We start from the raw sequence: 17,319 nt of genomic DNA on the forward strand, positions 1-17,319 counted from the left end.
AGCTTCAATTGTGCGCCAAAAATGGCACCCAGGAAGTTTCCGGACCCACTCTTATGCTTGAACGACTCCGCGAACCCGCGCCAGCATTTCCGCTGCCGAATGACCAGAACGGCGCTTACGAGCGCGCTCTGCGGCATTCCGCGCGCGTGAAGCGGTTGAAAATCATCCTGCCGCTCAGTGCCGCGGTGATTTCGCTTGCCTTCATCGCCGTTTCGCTCATCCGCACATGGGCTCCCGACGAAGTTTCGCTGGAAAGCGCAAGGATCGAAGACGGCAAGATCGTGATGGAAAAACCTGCCGTTGCCGGCCGCAACGAGAAGGGGATCGATTATTCCATGAACGCCGACCGTGCGTTGCAGGATATCGCCAATCCCAACCTGATGACGCTGGAAAAAGTTCTGGCCGCAGTGCCTGTCAATGACAGCGTCGCACAGGTGATCGCCAAGGAAGGCATTTTCGACCGGGCCACCAATACGCTGAAGATGACGGCACCTTTTGACATCAATCTCAGCAATGGCATACAAGCGAAGTTCCAGTCTGCGGATGTTGATTTGAAGGCCGGAAAAATGAGCAGCAAAGAGCCCGTTTCGATCAAAACAAACGACGGTGCCATTGTTGCGCAATCGATTGATATCGCCGATAATGGCAAGACAATTACATTTTCGGGGCAGGTACGGGCACGTATCGCTGCATCCAATATCAAAAATGAAGCCAAGTGAGAGCCCGGTCCAGATGATGCAAGTTTCCCGTCCCGTTTCCCTTGGCAGATCCGCAGGCGTTGCAGCCGCAGGTCTTGTTTTCTCCTGTCTCGCAACCGTGGCCTTCGCCCAGAGCACCACCAGCAACATGCAGGGTGTGAAGCTCTCCAGCGACCAGCCGATCGCGATTGAAAGCGACCAGCTCGAAATCCGGGATCAGGAGCGCAAGGCCTACTTCACCGGAAACGTGAAAGTTGTGCAGGGCACGACCACCCTTCAGGCCGGCAAGATGACAGTCAACTACAAGGGCGAGGGCTCCTCGCTCACCAGTGGTGACGCCAATATCGAAAAAATCTTCGTCGATAACAATGTCTATCTGACGTCCGAGACCCAGAAGGCCACGGCTGATCATGGCGAATTCGACATGGCGGCGCAGACCTTCATCCTGACGGGCAAGCAGGTCGTTCTGTCCGAGGGCACGAATGTCTTTACCGGCTGCAAGCTCACTGTCCTCATGAACTCGGGACAGGCGAAGCTCGAAAGCTGCGGCGGGCCCGTTCGGATCATGCTCGATCCGAAATCGCAGAAAAAACAGTAGTCTCACCTCGTGAAGATACCTTCGATCTCAAAAATGTTTGGCGGTGGGCGCAACCCATCCGTGGAAGCGACCTCACAGGCCGACAAAGCCCGTTATGAAGGCACGCTGATCGCGCATGGGCTGACGAAGACCTATAATACGCGGCGGGTGGTCAACGGCGTGTCGCTCGTCGTGCGCCGCGGTGAGGCCGTGGGGCTTTTAGGTCCGAACGGCGCCGGCAAGACGACCTGTTTTTACATGATCACCGGCCTCGTACCCGTCGATAGCGGCAAGATCGCCATCAACGGCAACGATGTGACCGGCATGCCGATGTACAGGCGTGCGCGCCTCGGCGTCGGGTATCTGCCGCAGGAAGCCTCGATTTTTCGCGGGCTGACGGTCGAGGAAAACATCCGCGCCGTGCTTGAAGTCCACGAACCGGACAGTGCCAAGCGAAGCCGCAAGCTGGACGAGCTGCTGGAAGAATTCCACATTGCCCAGCTGCGCAAGTCGCCGGCAGTCGCACTATCGGGCGGTGAACGCCGTCGCCTTGAGATCGCCCGCGCTCTGGCGACCGATCCGACTTTCATGCTGCTGGATGAGCCTTTTGCCGGTGTTGATCCGATTTCGGTCAGCGACATTCAGAATCTCGTCAGACACCTCACCGCACGCGGGATTGGTGTTCTCATCACCGACCACAATGTCCGCGAAACGCTCGGCCTCATCGACCGCGCCTATATCATCCATGCCGGCGAGGTTCTGACCCACGGCCGCGCGGACGATATCGTCAACAATCCGGACGTGCGCCGGCTCTATCTCGGCAATAATTTCAGCCTTTAAGCTTGCGGGCGCGAAAGATTCTTCATCGCGCCCCGCGCCGACGCTTGACCAAACAAGATAAAAAAGCAATTTTTGGGCCAAGTTTCTTTGCCTTCTCAAAATTTATGAAAACTGTGGCAATGGAGAAGCTGTAAGGGGAGTTTCGCGTCCGCCATGGCATTGTCTGCCAGCCTTTTGCTGCGTCAAAACCAGTCTCTCGTCATGACACCGCAGCTGATGCAGTCCATCCAGCTGCTTCAGATGACGCATTTCGAGCTGACGCAGTTTATCGCGCAGGAAGTGGAGCGTAATCCGCTGCTCGAAATTGCAGCAAACGACGGCGATTTGGGCGGCGACATACCTGATAATGCGGATAATTTCAGCGACACCGACGGCGAAGCCTCGGATAAAAACCCCACGGTAACAGCCGACAGCGACGACTGGTACGGCGACCGCGCCGCAAATCTCGGTGAACAGCTCGATACTAGTTTCGAAAATGTCTTCCCGGACGATGCCGAGCCCAGAAAGGCCGATGCGCCCGAACTGGCAAGCCAGTGGAAATCCATGCCCGGGCAGGAATCCGGCGAAAGCTATGATCTCGACGATTTCGTCGCCGCGAAACAAAGCCTTGCTGACCATCTCAATCAGCAAATGCCGCTGGCCATATCCTCCGCCGAGGATCGCATGATCGCCGATGCGCTGATCGGCCAGCTCGACGAAACCGGATATATCGCAGCGGATGCCGTCGATGATGTCGCTGAACGGCTGGGAACGGCGCCATCGGCGGTGGAGCATGTTTTAAAGACGCTTCAGGGTTTCGATCCTCCGGGCGTGTTTTCCCGTTCGTTGAGCGAATGTCTGGCAATCCAGCTCGCCCAGAGGGATCGGCTCGATCCGGCGATGCGGGCCCTGATCGATAATCTCGAGCTTTTGGCCAAACGCGACTTTGCTACCTTGAAAAAACTCTGCGGCGTCGATGAAGAGGACCTTCTCGACATGCTGGCGGAGATCCGGACGCTCAATCCGCGTCCCGGCGCGGGTTATGATTCGACCGTTTCGGAGACAATCGTTCCCGATATCATCGTTCGGCCCTCTTCATCCGGCGGCTGGCTTGTGGAGATAAATCCCGAAACCCTGCCGCGTGTGCTCATCAACCAGAGCTATTTCGCCGAGGTTTCGAAACATAAGGCGCGCGCAGGTGAGGACCAGGATTTCCTTTCCGAGTGCATGCAAACGGCTCACTGGCTGACCCGCAGCCTCGACCAGCGTGCCCGGACGATCATGAAGGTAGCGACCGAGATCGTGCGCCAGCAGGACGCCTTTCTCGTCAACGGCGTTGATCACCTGCGCCCGCTGAACCTCAAGACGGTGGCCGACGCCATCAAGATGCACGAATCCACCGTCAGCCGGGTGACATCGAAGAAATACATGCTGACGCCACGCGGGCTGTTCGAGCTCAAATATTTCTTCAGCGTCTCGATCAGCGCGGTTGAAGGCGGCGACAGCCATTCGGCGGAAGCGGTGCGTCATCGCATCAAGGCCATGATCGCCCAGGAGGCTGCCGAGGCGGTGCTTTCCGATGATGACATCGTCGACAATCTGAAAAAAAGCGGTGTTGATCTCGCCCGCCGCACTGTCGCCAAATATCGTGAGGCGATGAACATCCCCTCCTCCGTTCAGAGACGCCGCGAAAAGAAGGCGCTCGCGAAGTTTTCAGTCTTCTGAGCGGCGCGCCTGATCACGTTTGGAGCGCTTTTTTGCCGCACCATTGACTCTTATCACGCCAGGGGCTAGAAGCCCGCCGCACACGTAAGCAAGGTCATTTGTAACGGATTCATCTCCACCGTCCATGGGCGTAAAATTCGAATGGAGGCTTTTTAAGGTCTTCGAAACGCTTGGATGCGCGCTCGGCTTGACGTAAGCTGGTACTCGCAAATCACTACAAAAAGGAAAATTTCCATGAGTGTGCGTGTATCTGGTAAACATATGGAGATCGGCGAATCTTTCCGTCAGCGGATTGAGGACAATATAGGTCTGGCAGTTACCAAATACTTCGATGGGGGGTATTCAGGCCAGGTAACCGTGGAGAAGTCCGGATCGCGTTTTGCAGCCGACTGCAAGCTGCATCTCGATACGGGCGTTGTATTGCATGCGGCGGGTCAGGCAAATGATCCGCAGGCAAGTTTCGATGCCGCCGCAGAGCGGATCGAGAAGCGCCTGCGTCGCTACAAGCGCAAGCTGAAGGACCATCACAATGGTTCGAATGGCGTGTCGCAGGAAATCGCCTATACGGTGATGGATGCTGTTCCCGATGAGGACCATGAGGTTCCCGAGGACTACGCACCCACCATCGTCGCGGAGAGTTCGAAACAGATAAAGACAATGTCCGTTGCCAGCGCCGTGATGGCGCTCGACATGACGGACGAACCGGTTCTGCTGTTCCGCAGCCCGGGCAAGGAATATCTCAACATCGTCTACCGACGTCATGACGGCAATATTGGCTGGATCGACGCGGAAACGATCAAGAGCTGAACAGTCTGACAAGACGTGGGAGGCAGAACGTGAAAGCGTCTCTGCCTCCTGCATCGTCTCGATGGCATGAAGGAAAAAGAGAATGGCGTTGGCAGATTTGCTGCAACAAGATGCGATTATTCCCGCCCTCAAGGTGAATTCCAAAAAGCAATTGCTTCAGGAGCTGGCCGCAAAGGCAGCCAGAATTACCGGAGTCTCGGAACGGGAAGTTTTCGACGTCATCCTCCAGCGTGAAAAGCTCGGCTCCACCGGCGTCGGCCATGGCATCGCCATTCCGCACGGCAAGCTCGCCAGCATTCATCAGATCACGGGTGTCTTCGCACGCCTTGAAACGCCGGTCGATTTCGAAGCGCTGGACGACCAGCCGGTCGATCTGGTTTTCCTTTTGCTTGCGCCTGAAGGCGCTGGTGCGGATCACCTGAAGGCACTGTCTCGAATTGCGCGCGCCCTGCGCGACCCTGAACTGGTGGCCAAACTGCGTGCCACCGATTCCGACACGGCAATCTATGCTTTCCTCAATCAGGAACAGGCGACGGCGGCCTGATCCGTCGCCACTGATCTCAGGTTTTCATGACAATAAAAAACGCGCCTCAAGGGCGCGTTTTTTATTACGGGAAGGAATGCCTCAGGCATCCTTTTCATTGAGAGAGGCCGTGCCGGGCTCTGCCGATGCGGCGGTTTCCGCCTTCGGGCCACCCTTGGCAACACCCACCATGGCCGGGCGCAGGACGCGGTCGCCGATGGTGAAACCGGCCTGGATAACCTGGAGCACGGTGTTGTTCGGAACTGCCGGATTGGGAATTTCGAACATGGCCTGGTGGAAGTTCGGATCGAACTTCTGGCCCTCTGCATCAATCTTCTTGACCCCATGGCGCTCGAGCGTCGACAGCATCGAGCGTTCGGTCATCTCGACGCCTTCGATCAGGCCATTGAGACCGGCTTCGCCATTGGTCTTGAGCTCATCCGGGATAGCCTCGAGCGCGCGGCGAAGGTTGTCGGAAACGGCGAGCATGTCGCGTGCAAAACCGGCCAGCGAATAGGCCTTGGCGTCCTTGACGTCGCGCTCGGTGCGGCGACGAAGATTGTCCATTTCGGCGGCAAGACGCAGGAACTTGTCGCGCAGATCGGCATTCTCTGCCTTCAGCAGCTCGACCGGATCGGGTTCGGCAGCATCAGTCGGCTCTTCCCCGGCAAGTGCGGGATCGAGAAACTCTTCGGCGATGTCCGCGTCAGGTCCGGGCTTTTTCGTATCGTCGGTCATGACGTTCTCCAAATTTGAATATTGTTGGTTGCGCCCGATATCGAGCTTTGGCGGGCAAAAATCAAGGCTTGCGGCGAAAAGCTTGCCGCATTCTCTGGCCTTGCGGGCTTGCCCTATCTTTGCTTTCGGGAAAGGCGGGCCATGATCTGGGCGGTATAATCGACCATGGGAACGATACGGGCGTAATTCAGCCGCGTTGGCCCGATGACACCGACAGCACCCACGACCCGGTTGTCCTCATCGCGGTAGGGCGCAACAATGAGCGATGAACCGGACAGCGAAAAGAGCTTGTTTTCCGAGCCGATGAAAATCCTCACACCCGAGCCGCTTTCCGCAAGATTGAGGATCTCGATCAGATTTTCCTTGCGCTCCAGATCGTCGAACAGCAGGCGCACACGATCGATGTCTTCTTCGCCGGCCAGTCCTTCCAGCAGGTTGGAACGTCCGCGAACGATGAGGCGGCCGAGCTTGCCTTCCTCATTGTCACCCGCCCAGACGGCAAGGCCACGTTCAATGAGATCCTGCGCCAGCGTGCCGAGTTCCGATTGCAGCTCCGCCCGCTGCGTCTGGAACTGGCCGCGCAGTTCCTGCAGCGTCTGGCCGGAGAGATGGGCGTTGATGAAATTGGCCGCCTCGGTCAATTGCGACGAGGAAATGCCAGCCGGCAATTCGATGATGCGGTTCTCGACCTGATTATGGTCGCCCACCAGCACCGCAAGCGCCTTGGTGGGTTCCAGCCGAATGAATTCGACATGTTTGAGGATGACATCGTTCTTGGCCGTCAGAACGAGGCCGGCGCCGCGCGACATGCCCGACAGCATGCGGCTCGCTTCCGTCAGCAGCCCTTCCAGCGATTGTTCGTGGCCGGCGACCGGGCCAATCTGTCGGTCGATATTCGCCCGTTCGTCGGCAGGCAGATCGCCCACCTGCATGAAGGCGTCAACAAAGAAACGCAGCCCCGTCTGGGTGGGCAGGCGTCCGGCGCTGATATGTGGCGAATAGATGAGGCCAAGTTCTTCGAGATCGCTCATGACGTTGCGCACGGAGGCTGGCGAAAGCGACATTGGCAGCAGCCGCGACAGGCTGCGCGAGCCCAGGGGTTCACCAGTATCGAGATAGCCTTCGACGATGCGGCGGAAAATTTCCCGCGACCGTTCATCCAGCAGAGATGCCTGATCTTTTGAAAGCGGTGCTGAAAAACCCATCTCGTCCGTTCTTTGTCGCCCAAATCTACTCTGCGCCAATATAATGCGTCGCGCCGCTGCGGCAAAATGGAAATTGGCTTTGCAAAAGCCCGGAGCGCGCCTTAGAAGGCAGGAACCAACATGGAGAGTGGATCATATGCGGCCTTCAGGCAGAAAAACCGATCAGATGCGCAAGGTTTCCTTCGAGCGCAATTTCTCGAAACATGCCGAAGGCTCCTGTCTGGTCAAATTCGGCGACACGCATGTGCTCGTCACCGCTAGCCTTGAAGAAAAGACGCCGCCATGGCTGCGCAACAGCGGCAAGGGTTGGGTGACCGCCGAATACGGCATGCTGCCGCGCTCTACCAATGAGCGCATGAAGCGCGAAGCCGCCGCCGGCAAGCAGGGTGGGCGCACGCAGGAAATCCAGCGCCTCATCGGGCGCTCGCTGCGCGCTGTCGTTGATCTTCAGGCGCTCGGCGAACGCCAGATCAGCATCGACTGTGACGTCATCCAGGCGGATGGCGGCACACGCACCGCCTCCATCACCGGCGCATGGATTGCCCTGCATGATTGCCTGAAGTGGATGGAAACCCGCAACATGATCAAGGTCGAGAAGGTCCTGAAAGACCATATCGCCGCTATCTCCTGCGGCATCTTCGCCAAGCAGCCGGTGATCGATCTCGATTATCTGGAAGACTCGTCCGCCGAGACCGACGCGAATTTCGTCATCACCGGCTCCGGCGGCATCGTTGAAGTTCAGGGAACGGCGGAAGGCGCACCCTTCTCCGAAGAAGAATTCCTGACGCTGCTTGGCCTTGCCAAGGCAGGCTGCAGCGAACTGGTCGCCCTTCAGAAACAGGCGATTGCCTGAGCCGACAGGAAAGCATGATGCGCAAGCTCGATACCAGAACGATCGTCGTCGCCAGCCACAACAAGGGCAAGATCGCCGAAATCGCTGATCTGATCGGACCTTTCGGCTTCTCTGCCAAGTCGGCTGCCGAGCTGAATTTCGCAGAGCCGGATGAGACAGGTACCACCTTCGAGGAAAATGCCGCCATCAAGGCGCTTGCCTCCGCCAAGGCATCCGGCCTGCCAGCTTTGTCCGACGATTCCGGTCTGGTTATCGACGCGCTTGACGGTGCGCCGGGCGTTTATACCGCCAACTGGGCGGAGACGGCCGACGGCACACGCGATTTCGCCATGGCGATGCAAAAGGTTGAAGATGCGCTTGCGGAACGCGGCGCATCGAAGCCGGAAGATCGCAAGGGCCGCTTCGTCAGCGTGCTGTGCCTTGCCTGGCCGGACGGACATCTCGAATATTTCCGTGGCGAGGTGGAAGGCACCGTCGTCTGGCCGCCGCGCGGAACGAGCGGTTTCGGTTACGATCCGATCTTCAAACCCGAGGGTTACGACACCACATTTGGCGAGATGACGGCTGACGCGAAGCATGGCTGGAAACATGGTGACGCGTTTGCGCTGTCGCACCGCGCCCGCGCCTTTAAAAAATTCGTAGAAACCTGCCTGGAGGCATGAACCCGATGGTCGGGGAGCATCATTTTTCTGCCCCCGGCGCATCGCTTCTGCCGGATACGGGCGATCCCGGTTTCGGGATCTATCTGCATTGGCCCTTTTGTGCGGCCAAATGTCCCTATTGTGATTTCAATAGCCACGTCCGCCACCGGCCGGTGGATCAGGAGCGGTTTACCGCGGCCTTCCTGCGTGAAATGGAACATATGCGGGCACTCAGTGGCCCGCGGGTCGTTACCAGCATTTTCATGGGCGGCGGCACGCCATCGCTGATGGACCCGCAGACGGTTGCGGCCATTCTGGATGGCGTTGCACGGTTCTGGCATGTGCCCGATGGTATCGAGATCACCATGGAAGCCAACCCTTCCAGCGTTGAGGCGGAACGGTTTCGCGGTTATCGCGCAGCGGGCGTCAATCGCGTCTCGCTTGGCGTGCAGGCACTGAACGACCGGGACCTGAAGTTCCTTGGCCGTCTGCATGATGTCGCCGATGCCCTGAAAGCTATCCGGCTGGCGCGGGAAATCTTTCCGCGCATGTCCTTCGATCTGATCTATGCACGCCCGAAGCAGACGGTGGCCGAATGGGATGCCGAACTGAAGGAGGCGGTTTCCTATGCCGTCGACCATCTGTCGCTCTACCAGCTGACCATCGAAGAGGGCACGCCTTTTTACGGTCTGCACAAGGCCGGCAAACTCATCGTGCCGGATGGCGAGCATTCGGCTGTGCTTTATGAGGCGACGCAGGAAATCACCGAGCGCTACGGCATGCCGGCCTACGAGGTTTCCAATCACGCCCGCCCCGGCGCGGAAAGCCGCCATAACCTGACCTACTGGCGTTATGGCGATTATGCCGGTATCGGCCCCGGCGCGCATGGACGCCTGACGAGGGGCGCCTCCAAGCTCGCCACCGCCACCGAGCGACACCCGGAAACCTGGCTCGAGACCGTCGAGCGGGAAGGCCATGGCATGGTCGATCAGGAAATGCTGGGTGTCGACGAGCAGGCCGACGAATTGCTGCTGATGGGGCTTCGCCTGCGCGAAGGCATCGATCTGGCCCGCTGGAGCGATCTTTCCGGCCGCGATCTCGACCCGGAGAAGGAGGAATTCCTTCTGCAGCACGGTTTCGTGGAAAGGCTCGGCAATTCCCGCCTGCGCTGCACGCCTTCTGGCATGCTTATTCTGGATGCCGTGGTCGCCGATCTCGCCTGCTGACCGGCAGTACTGCCTGCCCTTAGCCAATCAAGAATTGAGAAGAAAATAAAAAAGCGGCCCGGAGGCCGCTTTTTTCATGCGTTGTTTTCGTTGATCAGGCGTTTCAGCAGCTCAACCTCATGGCCGAGCTTGGTGTCGCCGGAAATCAGTTCCTCGATCTTGCGCACCGCGTGAAGAACCGTGGTGTGGTCGCGACCGCCAAAACGACGACCGATCTCGGGGAAGGAGCGCGGCGTCAGCATCTTGGCCAGATACATGGCGATCTGGCGCGGCTTGACGATGACGCGGGTGCGGCGGTTGGACACCAGCTCCTGTCGCGACACATTATAGTGTCTGGCGACGATGCGCTGAATATCCTCGATGCGCACGCGCTTGGCCTCACCGCTTCCGACGAGGTGCGACAGCAGCTCATCGACACGGTCAACCGAGAGGTTCGGCTCAAAAGAGCGCCGGAACATCAGCTGGTTGAAGGCACCCTCAAGCTCGCGTCCGCTCGCCGTCACGCTTTTGGCCACGTGGGTCAGGATTTCGTCCGAAATCTCGAAAGACGGATCGTCCTGGCGTGCCGAACCCATACGACGGTTGAGCATTTCATACCGCATGTCGTAATCGGGACCTTCGATCTCGATCGCCATGCCGCCCTGAAGACGGGACCGCACACGCGGATCGAGCGATTCCAGCTCCCACGGTGCACGGTCAGCCGCCACCACGACCTGCTTGGCGCTGTCGAGCAGCATGTTCAGCAGGTGGCAGAATTCGTGCTGGATCATCTTGCCCTGCAGGAACTGCATGTCGTCGATGACGAGCAGGTCGATATTGCGCAACGTATCCTTCAGCGTCAGCGCATCATTGTCGCGGATCGCCGTTGCAAAACGCCACATGAAATATTCAGCCGTCAGATAGACCACGCGCGGATTGCGCGGGCTGTCGATGGCGGCATTGGCAATGGCCTGCAGAAGATGCGTCTTGCCGAGACCAACACCCGCATGGATGAACAGCGGGTTGAAGCGCACGGCGCCGGCACCGGCTTCGGCGATCGTCTTTGCCGCCGCAAGCGCGACACGGTTGGACGAGCCTTCGACAAACGTATTGAAGGTGAAGCGCGTATCAAGCGGCGAACCGAACAACGGCCCGGAGCCGCCCTGACGCAGGGTCGCCTGCGCTGCCGCAGGCTGTGCGGCGGGCGCCGTCGCGGGCTGCGACGGAATGAAGGACTTGTTGCGCGGAGCAGCACCGACCTCAGGTGCGGGCTGCACCCGTTCGTCAGCCTGCGCCGGGCGAACCGGACGGCTGGCCGAGCGAACAAGAATCTCCACCTTCAACACATCCGGATCCTCGCTCTGAACGAGGTTGGTGATCAGATCCATGTAACGGTTGTTGATCCACGACTTCAGAAAGGTCGTCGGAACGGTAAAGCGGACGACGCTTTTCGAAACGGTATGGAGTTTGAGCCGTGCAAACCAGCTTGCATAGACTTCCGGACCAACCTGTGCCTTGAGCCGCGCGCTAAAACGCTCAAACAGCGCATCGTGCTTCATTGCCGATTTGTCCCCTGCCGCATCAGAGCAAGCTGCATCACATGCCTTCGGTGCGCGGTCCCCATCAGCCACCGCACCCATCGCCAAATTCAATTGCATATTGCCGCCTTTCAAATTGCCAATCATAGCCTGACGATCAAAAATCGATCGCCAGAGATCCCCCTCGTATTATTCCGGCCTTCAGTGCTCCCCTCGAAAGAGCATCAAAGGCTACTACTTGTTTGCGAGCCGGTTATCCCATTTCCCTCCCCCTCATGGAGAGGCCTGCGACACGCTAAAGACGCTCCTTTCGCCACAACCCTAAGGCGTATGCTTGAGGACAAAAAACCCCTGCCCGTTCCGAGACCGAAACGGCGCAAAAAGCTCCATGACCTGAGAAAACGGGCCCCGAAAGACCCGCCAGCAAGAAGGTGAATATCGTCGATACGATCATCGAGATAATCTGTGGACTGAGATCCGCACCCCTTGTTGGAATGCATTTAGGCAGGATCGTGGGGAGAGATCAATGGCGTTTTTTCTGCAAAAACTCAGATCGGCCATTGACTCACAAAGGCCGTTTTGCATCACGGGCAAGGCCCGAAGCAGAATCGCTTATGAATCAATGAGATTCAATTTTGGCAATTTTAGAGAGCCTGTTTTGGCAAAAAAATAAAAATCTTCTTGACTCAAAACTCGTCACGACTTCCGTAGAGAAAGCTTCCCATTTTCCGAGAGACCTCCGGCAAGCCATTGTTTTTATTCAATATTTCCTGTCGTCCATCTGACACGCGTTTGTCACGTTACGGCAGGAATGATTAACAGGCAGTTAGAATCACAAAAAGCCCGGTCAAAAGACCAGGCTTTTTGAATAGTTATTTGTGATTAGCCGGATTAGGCCGAAAGAGCCTTAACGCGCTGTGCGAGACGCGACACCTTGCGGGATGCGGTGTTGCCATGCAGGACGCCGCGGGTAGCTGCGCGCTGGATCTCAGGCTGAGCAGCCTTCAGAGCTTCGGTGGCAACAGCCAGATCGCCGGAAGCGATTGCTTCCTCGACCTTGCGAATGAAGCCGCGAACGCGCGAACGGCGAGCCTTGTTGACTGCGGTACGGCGAGCGATCTTGCGGGTCGCCTTTTTCGCCGAAGTTGTATTGGCCATGTATGCCTCTCTTCGAATTCAAACCAAATTCCGCAACCAGAGGATCGGGTCGTTCGACGACCTCACTTAACCCAAGAATGCGGGAGTAATTTCGGACAAGCCGGATGGCTTTCCTTAACCGTGGGCGGGCATATACCGCTAAAGCGCACGCCCGTCAACGCGCAAATGGCGGAAAACGCCGATATTCCGACTCCTTAGCGATTCCGGAAAACGGGTTTGCGTTTTTCGATGAAGGCCGCCATGCCCTCCTTCTGGTCCGCCGTTGCAAAGAGCGACTGAAAGGACCGCCTTTCATATCGCAGGCCTTCCGCCAGCGACACCTCAAAGGAGCGATTGACGCTTTCCTTGGCCATAAGAACCGAGGCACGCGACAGCGAAGCGATGCGGGTAGCAGCCTCCACCGCCTCCTCCATCAGATTTGCGGATGGCACGATACGCGAGACGAGGCCTGAACGCTCGGCCTCCGCCGCATCCATCATGCGGCCGGTCAGAACCAGATCCATGGCCTTTGCCTTGCCCACCGCCCGTGTCAGCCGCTGTGAACCGCCCATGCCCGGAATGACGCCGAGGGTGATCTCCGGCTGGCCGAACTTCGCCGTTTCCGACGCGATGATGAAATCGCACATCATCGCGAGCTCGCAGCCGCCACCGAGCGCAAAACCCGAAACGGCGGCGATGACCGGCTTCCTCGTCGACGCAACCTCGTCCCAGCCGCCGAGAAAATCACCGACATAGGCGTCGACAAAATCCAGCCCCTGCATCTCCTTGATGTCGGCGCCTGCGGCAAATGCCTTTTCCGAGCCGGTGATGATGATTGCACCAATGGAATCATCGGTGGAGAATGAAGAGAGAATGTGCCGCAGCTCTTTCAGAAGCACCGAGTTGAGAGCGTTGAGCGCCTTGGGGCGGTTGAGCGTTATGACGCCCACCTCATCACGCTTTTCGACCAGTATCGTTTCATAGTCCACGGCAATCTCCCCTTTTCCGTTATTCCGGCCCATTACTCTTGGCTCAGTCACTTCTGGCAGGCGGCGCAATAAAAGGTCGAACGACCGGCCTGTACCACTCTCTCAACCGTACCCCCGCAGCCGGGTGTCCGGCAAGGCTGGCCTTCCTGATCGTAGACCGAAAAGGAATGCTGGAAATAACCGAGTGTCCCGTCTGTCTGTATATGGTCGCGGAGTGAGGAGCCGCCGGCGGCGATAGCGTCCGCGATCACGTCACGGATTTTTTCCGTCAGATCGGTGAGCTGCGCTTTGGGCTTGCCTGATGTCGTCACCAGCGTTCCCGCTGCCCGCAAGGGAGAAAGATGCGCGCGCCACAGCGCCTCGCAGACATAGATATTGCCAAGGCCGGCAATGACCTTCTGATCCAGCAGCGTGCCTTTCAAGGGCTGGCTCTTGCCCTCAAACCGGCTCGCCAGATAATCGGCGCTCAATGCATTGCCTGTTGGTTCCGGCCCAAGCTCGGCAAAAGCCGGATAGAGATCGAGCTTGTTGCGCTCCACCAGATGCATGAAGCCGAAGCGGCGCGGATCATTATAGATGACGCAGACGCGCTCTTCGCCCTTATCCAGATGAAAGACGACATGGTCGTGTTTGCCATCCTTTGAGCGGGCATAATGAAACGTGCCGGGCGTATTGCCGGCTTCATCCGCGTCCGCCTCGATACGAAACGAGCCGGACATGCCGAGATGGGCAATGATCGTCAGCCCATCCTCCAGTTCGATCAAAAGATATTTCGCCCGGCGTCCAAGCGATATGATCGTTTTGCCTTCGATCAGCGTCGCGAAATCCTCCGGGAACGGAAAACGCAGATCGGCGCGGCCAAGGTGGAGTTTGCGAACCCTTGCCCCTTCCATGGCGGGGGCAAGACCGCGTCTGACAGTTTCGACTTCTGGCAATTCTGGCATCTGGCTTATCCGGCAGTTTATCGTTAGGACCATGTGGTCTATACAATGCACGCGAAATGTCGCGCCCAGGCGATGCGGCAACAGATAGCGTCGCCATGGCGTTTCCGCTATGGTCCGCCACGCAATAAAATGGAGACAGACGATGACCGACGCCCGTACGACCGCAGAAGGCGGCATGGAAACGTCCTATGGCTTCCACAAGGTGGACGAAGGCAAAAAGCAGGGGCTGGTCAACGAGGTCTTCCACAAGGTGGCCAAGCGCTACGACATCATGAACGACGTGATGTCGGCGGGCCTGCACCGGCTGTGGAAGGACGCCATGGTCTCTTCGCTTTCGCCGCGCAAGGATGCTTCCTACAGGGTTCTGGACGTGGCGGGTGGCACCGGCGATATCGCGTTTCGCATCGTTGAGGCCTCCAACCGTCTGGCGCACGCCACCGTTCTCGACATCAATGGCTCGATGCTGGCGGTCGGCGAGGAACGTGCGGCAAAAAAGAAGCTTTCCGACAATCTGACCTTCGTTGAGGCCAATGCCGAAGAACTGCCCTTCGAGGCGAATTCATTCGACGCCTATACGGTCGCTTTCGGCATTCGCAACGTGCCGCGCATCGATGTCGCGCTGAAGGAGGCCCATCGCGTGCTGAAACGTGGCGGGCGGCTGCTGGTACTGGAATTTTCAGAGGTCGAAATGCCGCTGCTCGATCGCGTCTATGACGCCTGGTCGTTCAACGCCATTCCGCAATTTGGCAAGATGATCACCGGCGACGCCGAACCCTATCAATATCTGGTCGAGTCGATCCGCAAATTCCCCAATCAGGAGGATTTCGCGGCGATGATCCGCACCGCAGGCTTCTCCCGCGTGTCCTACACCAACTACACAGGCGGCATCGCCGCCCTGCATTCCGGCTGGAAGCTTTAAGAGCATGGCCAGCAGAAGCAGGAGACAGGCATAAGCATGAGCACTTTGGGCGCATATTTCCGCCTCGCAAGGGTTGGCTGGGTTCTCGTGCGCGAAGGCGTCGTGCTGGCCCTGCCCTCCGACGACCTTCCTGCTCCCGCGCAAATGCTGAAAGCGTTGCTGAAGCCCTTCGCCCGCAGCAAGGCCAAACGGGCGCAGCGTAGCGACCGGCTGGCAACGGCCGTCGAGCGGCTTGGACCGTCTTACGTGAAGATGGGCCAGTTTCTGGCCACCCGCCCGGACGTGGTGGGGGCCGATTTCGCCGACGATCTCGCAAGCCTTCAGGATCGCATGGCATTTTTCCCGGCTGCCGCGGCCAAGGCTAATATCGAAGGTTCGCTCGGACGCACGGTTTCCGACCTCTACAGGGAATTCGGTGACCCGATCGCGGCCGCCTCCATCGCCCAGGTTCATCCGGCAATGGTGGATACGCCGAAGGGACCACGCAAGGTGGCCGTCAAGGTCATTCGTCCCGGCGTGCGCCAGCGTTTCCAGAACGATCTGGAGGCGATGTATCTGATCGCCGACCTGCAGCAGCGCTTTGTCCGTTCAGCCCGCCGTCTGCGGCCGGTCGAGGTGACACGCACGCTGGAACAGACAACCAAGATCGAGATGGATCTGCGGCTCGAGGCCGCCGCCCTTTCCGAGCTTGCCGAAAACACAAAGGATGATCCCGGTTTCCGTGTTCCGGAAGTCGACTGGGAACGCACCGGCCGCGATGTCGTTACCATGGAGTGGATCGACGGCGTCAAGATGTCGGATATCGAGGGGCTGAAGGCCGCCGGTCACGACCTGAACCAACTGGCCGACACGCTGATCCAGTCTTTCCTGCGGCACACGCTGCGCGACGGCTTTTTCCATGCCGACATGCATCCCGGCAATCTCTTCGTCGATGACAAGGGCATGATCGTCGCCGTGGATATGGGCATTGCCGGCCGGCTCGGCAAAAAGGAACGCCGCTTCCTCGCCGAAATCCTCTATGGCTTTATCACGCGCGATTACATGCGGGTGGCAGAGGTGCATTTCGAGGCCGGTTATGTGCCGGGCCATCACGATAAAGCCAGCTTCGCACAGGCGATCCGCGCCATTGGCGAGCCGATCCACGGCCAGCCGGCCGAGACGATCTCCATGGGCAAGCTGTTGACCCTGCTGTTCGAAGTGACCGAGCTTTTCGACATGGAGACGCGGCCGGAACTGGTGATGCTGCAAAAGACCATGGTGGTTGTGGAAGGCGTATCACGCATGCTCAACCCGCGCTTCAACATGTGGAAGGCGGCCGATCCGGTCGTCGGCGGCTGGATCAGGGACAATCTCGGTCCCAAGCGCATCGTCACCGATCTGAAAGACGGCATGAAGGCCGCTCTAAAGCTTGCAGAAGCGGCACCCGAGATCGCCGCCAAGACGGAAAAGCTGCATTCCGAGCTAATGTATATGAGCGAGAATGGCCTGCGTTTTGATGCCCAGACAGCCGAAGCCATCGGCAAGGCGGAAGCGCGCCATACCAAATGGGGGCGGATTGCGCTCTGGGTGATTGCGCTGACGCTTCTCTATATTGCCATCCGAATCAGCTAAGACATATCTGAGCCTTGGAGGTGCGCGATGTCACGGTTGGGCACCTCAGTTACCAAAAACCACCTTTCAAACCGACGTGACGACCGCATGCCATGCTCATGCAATCTAACGAAGAATAGTGACCTGACCTTCTCAACGAAACAGGTGGCCTATGCGACTGTTAATCCTTCTGGTTGGTTCGCTATTCTTCAGTCTTCAACCGGTCGCAGTGCCGGAAGCAATGGCGCAACACAGGGTCTACGATCCCTGTACGGACGGCAGCATAAGCGATGGCAAGCCGCGCAGTTGCGACGAGCTGAAACGGGAATTGCGACGCAGTGACAGGTATGGTCGCAGGGAGTGGGATTATTATCGGCCGATGCGGCCCCTGCGCACCGATCCATGCAGGGA

Annotated in this window: 17 protein-coding genes; 11 read left to right on the forward strand and 6 right to left on the reverse strand. The window is 58.3% G+C overall.

Annotation, left to right across the window (positions count from 1 at the left end; translation table 11 throughout):
* Nucleotides 1–53: 53 nt before the first annotated feature.
* The 6 genes from lptC to ptsN all read left to right on the forward strand — a co-directional run bounded on the left by lptC (nucleotide 54) and on the right by ptsN (nucleotide 5,170).
* Nucleotides 54–719, forward strand: coding sequence for an LPS export ABC transporter periplasmic protein LptC (gene lptC, locus M0412_RS11335; RefSeq protein ID WP_046799323.1), 666 nt, complete (start codon nucleotides 54–56; stop codon nucleotides 717–719).
* 13 nt (nucleotides 720–732) lie between these two features.
* Nucleotides 733–1,296 (forward strand): LptA/OstA family protein, encoded by a 564-nt coding sequence (locus M0412_RS11340; protein WP_046799322.1) that lies wholly within the window; start codon nucleotides 733–735, stop codon nucleotides 1,294–1,296.
* A gap of 33 nt (nucleotides 1,297–1,329) precedes the next feature.
* Complete coding sequence (gene lptB / locus M0412_RS11345) at nucleotides 1,330–2,115, forward strand: LPS export ABC transporter ATP-binding protein (protein ID WP_161991301.1); 786 nt, start codon at nucleotides 1,330–1,332, stop codon at nucleotides 2,113–2,115.
* Nucleotides 2,116–2,268: 153 nt separating this feature from the next.
* Nucleotides 2,269–3,819, forward strand: a complete 1,551-nt coding sequence (rpoN, locus tag M0412_RS11350; protein ID WP_269700170.1) for an RNA polymerase factor sigma-54 — start codon at nucleotides 2,269–2,271, stop codon at nucleotides 3,817–3,819.
* A 234-nt stretch (nucleotides 3,820–4,053) separates the two neighbouring features.
* Nucleotides 4,054–4,626, forward strand: coding sequence for a ribosome hibernation-promoting factor, HPF/YfiA family (gene hpf, locus M0412_RS11355; RefSeq protein ID WP_046799319.1), 573 nt, complete (start codon nucleotides 4,054–4,056; stop codon nucleotides 4,624–4,626).
* A gap of 82 nt (nucleotides 4,627–4,708) precedes the next feature.
* The gene (ptsN, locus tag M0412_RS11360; RefSeq protein ID WP_046799318.1) at nucleotides 4,709–5,170 is read left to right on the forward strand and encodes a PTS IIA-like nitrogen regulatory protein PtsN; all 462 of its coding nucleotides are present in this window, start codon (nucleotides 4,709–4,711) and stop codon (nucleotides 5,168–5,170) included.
* A gap of 81 nt (nucleotides 5,171–5,251) precedes the next feature.
* Here the strand turns inward: ptsN and grpE are convergent, their stop codons facing one another.
* Both grpE and hrcA read right to left on the reverse strand, forming a co-directional pair.
* The gene (grpE, locus tag M0412_RS11365; RefSeq protein ID WP_046799317.1) at nucleotides 5,252–5,887 is read right to left on the reverse strand and encodes a nucleotide exchange factor GrpE; all 636 of its coding nucleotides are present in this window, start codon (nucleotides 5,885–5,887) and stop codon (nucleotides 5,252–5,254) included.
* A 113-nt stretch (nucleotides 5,888–6,000) separates the two neighbouring features.
* Complete coding sequence (gene hrcA, locus M0412_RS11370) at nucleotides 6,001–7,092, reverse strand: heat-inducible transcriptional repressor HrcA (protein WP_142840909.1); 1,092 nt, start codon at nucleotides 7,090–7,092, stop codon at nucleotides 6,001–6,003.
* A gap of 136 nt (nucleotides 7,093–7,228) precedes the next feature.
* Between hrcA and rph the strand changes: the two genes are divergently transcribed.
* The 3 genes from rph to hemW are packed head-to-tail and all read left to right on the forward strand — an operon-like array spanning nucleotide 7,229 to nucleotide 9,812.
* Complete coding sequence (rph, locus tag M0412_RS11375) at nucleotides 7,229–7,945, forward strand: ribonuclease PH (RefSeq protein WP_142840908.1); 717 nt, start codon at nucleotides 7,229–7,231, stop codon at nucleotides 7,943–7,945.
* Nucleotides 7,946–7,962: 17 nt separating this feature from the next.
* The gene (gene rdgB, locus M0412_RS11380; protein WP_269700175.1) at nucleotides 7,963–8,607 is read left to right on the forward strand and encodes an RdgB/HAM1 family non-canonical purine NTP pyrophosphatase; all 645 of its coding nucleotides are present in this window, start codon (nucleotides 7,963–7,965) and stop codon (nucleotides 8,605–8,607) included.
* A 5-nt stretch (nucleotides 8,608–8,612) separates the two neighbouring features.
* Nucleotides 8,613–9,812 carry a radical SAM family heme chaperone HemW gene (gene hemW / locus M0412_RS11385; protein WP_046799451.1) on the forward strand — a complete coding sequence of 400 codons (1,200 nt, stop codon included), beginning with the start codon at nucleotides 8,613–8,615 and terminating at the stop codon, nucleotides 9,810–9,812.
* Between the two features lie 74 nt (nucleotides 9,813–9,886).
* Here hemW and dnaA read toward each other — a convergent pair whose 3' ends face one another.
* From dnaA to mutM, 4 genes are all read right to left on the reverse strand, one after another.
* Nucleotides 9,887–11,350, reverse strand: a complete 1,464-nt coding sequence (dnaA, locus tag M0412_RS11390; protein WP_269700177.1) for a chromosomal replication initiator protein DnaA — start codon at nucleotides 11,348–11,350, stop codon at nucleotides 9,887–9,889.
* Nucleotides 11,351–12,220: 870 nt separating this feature from the next.
* Nucleotides 12,221–12,487 carry a 30S ribosomal protein S20 gene (gene rpsT / locus M0412_RS11395; RefSeq protein ID WP_003493474.1) on the reverse strand — a complete coding sequence of 89 codons (267 nt, stop codon included), beginning with the start codon at nucleotides 12,485–12,487 and terminating at the stop codon, nucleotides 12,221–12,223.
* 194 nt (nucleotides 12,488–12,681) lie between these two features.
* Entirely contained in the window at nucleotides 12,682–13,455 is a 774-nt protein-coding gene (locus M0412_RS11400) for an enoyl-CoA hydratase (protein ID WP_161991300.1), read from the reverse strand.
* A 47-nt stretch (nucleotides 13,456–13,502) separates the two neighbouring features.
* The gene (mutM, locus tag M0412_RS11405; RefSeq protein WP_269700202.1) at nucleotides 13,503–14,399 is read right to left on the reverse strand and encodes a bifunctional DNA-formamidopyrimidine glycosylase/DNA-(apurinic or apyrimidinic site) lyase; all 897 of its coding nucleotides are present in this window, start codon (nucleotides 14,397–14,399) and stop codon (nucleotides 13,503–13,505) included.
* Between the two features lie 142 nt (nucleotides 14,400–14,541).
* On the opposite strand from mutM, the gene ubiE reads away from it, so the two are divergent.
* Nucleotides 14,542–15,318 (forward strand): bifunctional demethylmenaquinone methyltransferase/2-methoxy-6-polyprenyl-1,4-benzoquinol methylase UbiE, encoded by a 777-nt coding sequence (ubiE, locus tag M0412_RS11410; protein ID WP_142840903.1) that lies wholly within the window; start codon nucleotides 14,542–14,544, stop codon nucleotides 15,316–15,318.
* A 36-nt stretch (nucleotides 15,319–15,354) separates the two neighbouring features.
* Nucleotides 15,355–16,929 (forward strand): 2-polyprenylphenol 6-hydroxylase, encoded by a 1,575-nt coding sequence (gene ubiB / locus M0412_RS11415; RefSeq protein ID WP_269700206.1) that lies wholly within the window; start codon nucleotides 15,355–15,357, stop codon nucleotides 16,927–16,929.
* The last annotated feature ends 390 nt before the right edge of the window (nucleotides 16,930–17,319 follow it).

Origin of the sequence: Agrobacterium sp. O3.4, from assembly GCF_041414895.1 — a bacterium.
In the GTDB taxonomy this organism is placed as follows: domain Bacteria; phylum Pseudomonadota; class Alphaproteobacteria; order Rhizobiales; family Rhizobiaceae; genus Agrobacterium; species Agrobacterium cucumeris.

Coding starts and splice junctions, on each gene's coding strand:
- lptC (WP_046799323.1), top strand. CDS start 54: ATGCTTGAACGACTCCGCGAACCCGCGCCAGCATTTCCGCTGCCGAAT.
- M0412_RS11340 (WP_046799322.1), top strand. CDS start 733: ATGATGCAAGTTTCCCGTCCCGTTTCCCTTGGCAGATCCGCAGGCGTT.
- lptB (WP_161991301.1), top strand. CDS start 1,330: ATGTTTGGCGGTGGGCGCAACCCATCCGTGGAAGCGACCTCACAGGCC.
- rpoN (WP_269700170.1), top strand. CDS start 2,269: ATGGCATTGTCTGCCAGCCTTTTGCTGCGTCAAAACCAGTCTCTCGTC.
- hpf (WP_046799319.1), top strand. CDS start 4,054: ATGAGTGTGCGTGTATCTGGTAAACATATGGAGATCGGCGAATCTTTC.
- ptsN (WP_046799318.1), top strand. CDS start 4,709: ATGGCGTTGGCAGATTTGCTGCAACAAGATGCGATTATTCCCGCCCTC.
- grpE (WP_046799317.1), bottom strand. CDS start 5,887: ATGACCGACGATACGAAAAAGCCCGGACCTGACGCGGACATCGCCGAA.
- hrcA (WP_142840909.1), bottom strand. CDS start 7,092: ATGGGTTTTTCAGCACCGCTTTCAAAAGATCAGGCATCTCTGCTGGAT.
- rph (WP_142840908.1), top strand. CDS start 7,229: ATGCGGCCTTCAGGCAGAAAAACCGATCAGATGCGCAAGGTTTCCTTC.
- rdgB (WP_269700175.1), top strand. CDS start 7,963: ATGCGCAAGCTCGATACCAGAACGATCGTCGTCGCCAGCCACAACAAG.
- hemW (WP_046799451.1), top strand. CDS start 8,613: ATGGTCGGGGAGCATCATTTTTCTGCCCCCGGCGCATCGCTTCTGCCG.
- dnaA (WP_269700177.1), bottom strand. CDS start 11,350: ATGAAGCACGATGCGCTGTTTGAGCGTTTTAGCGCGCGGCTCAAGGCA.
- rpsT (WP_003493474.1), bottom strand. CDS start 12,487: ATGGCCAATACAACTTCGGCGAAAAAGGCGACCCGCAAGATCGCTCGC.
- mutM (WP_269700202.1), bottom strand. CDS start 14,399: ATGCCAGAATTGCCAGAAGTCGAAACTGTCAGACGCGGTCTTGCCCCC.
- ubiE (WP_142840903.1), top strand. CDS start 14,542: ATGACCGACGCCCGTACGACCGCAGAAGGCGGCATGGAAACGTCCTAT.
- ubiB (WP_269700206.1), top strand. CDS start 15,355: ATGAGCACTTTGGGCGCATATTTCCGCCTCGCAAGGGTTGGCTGGGTT.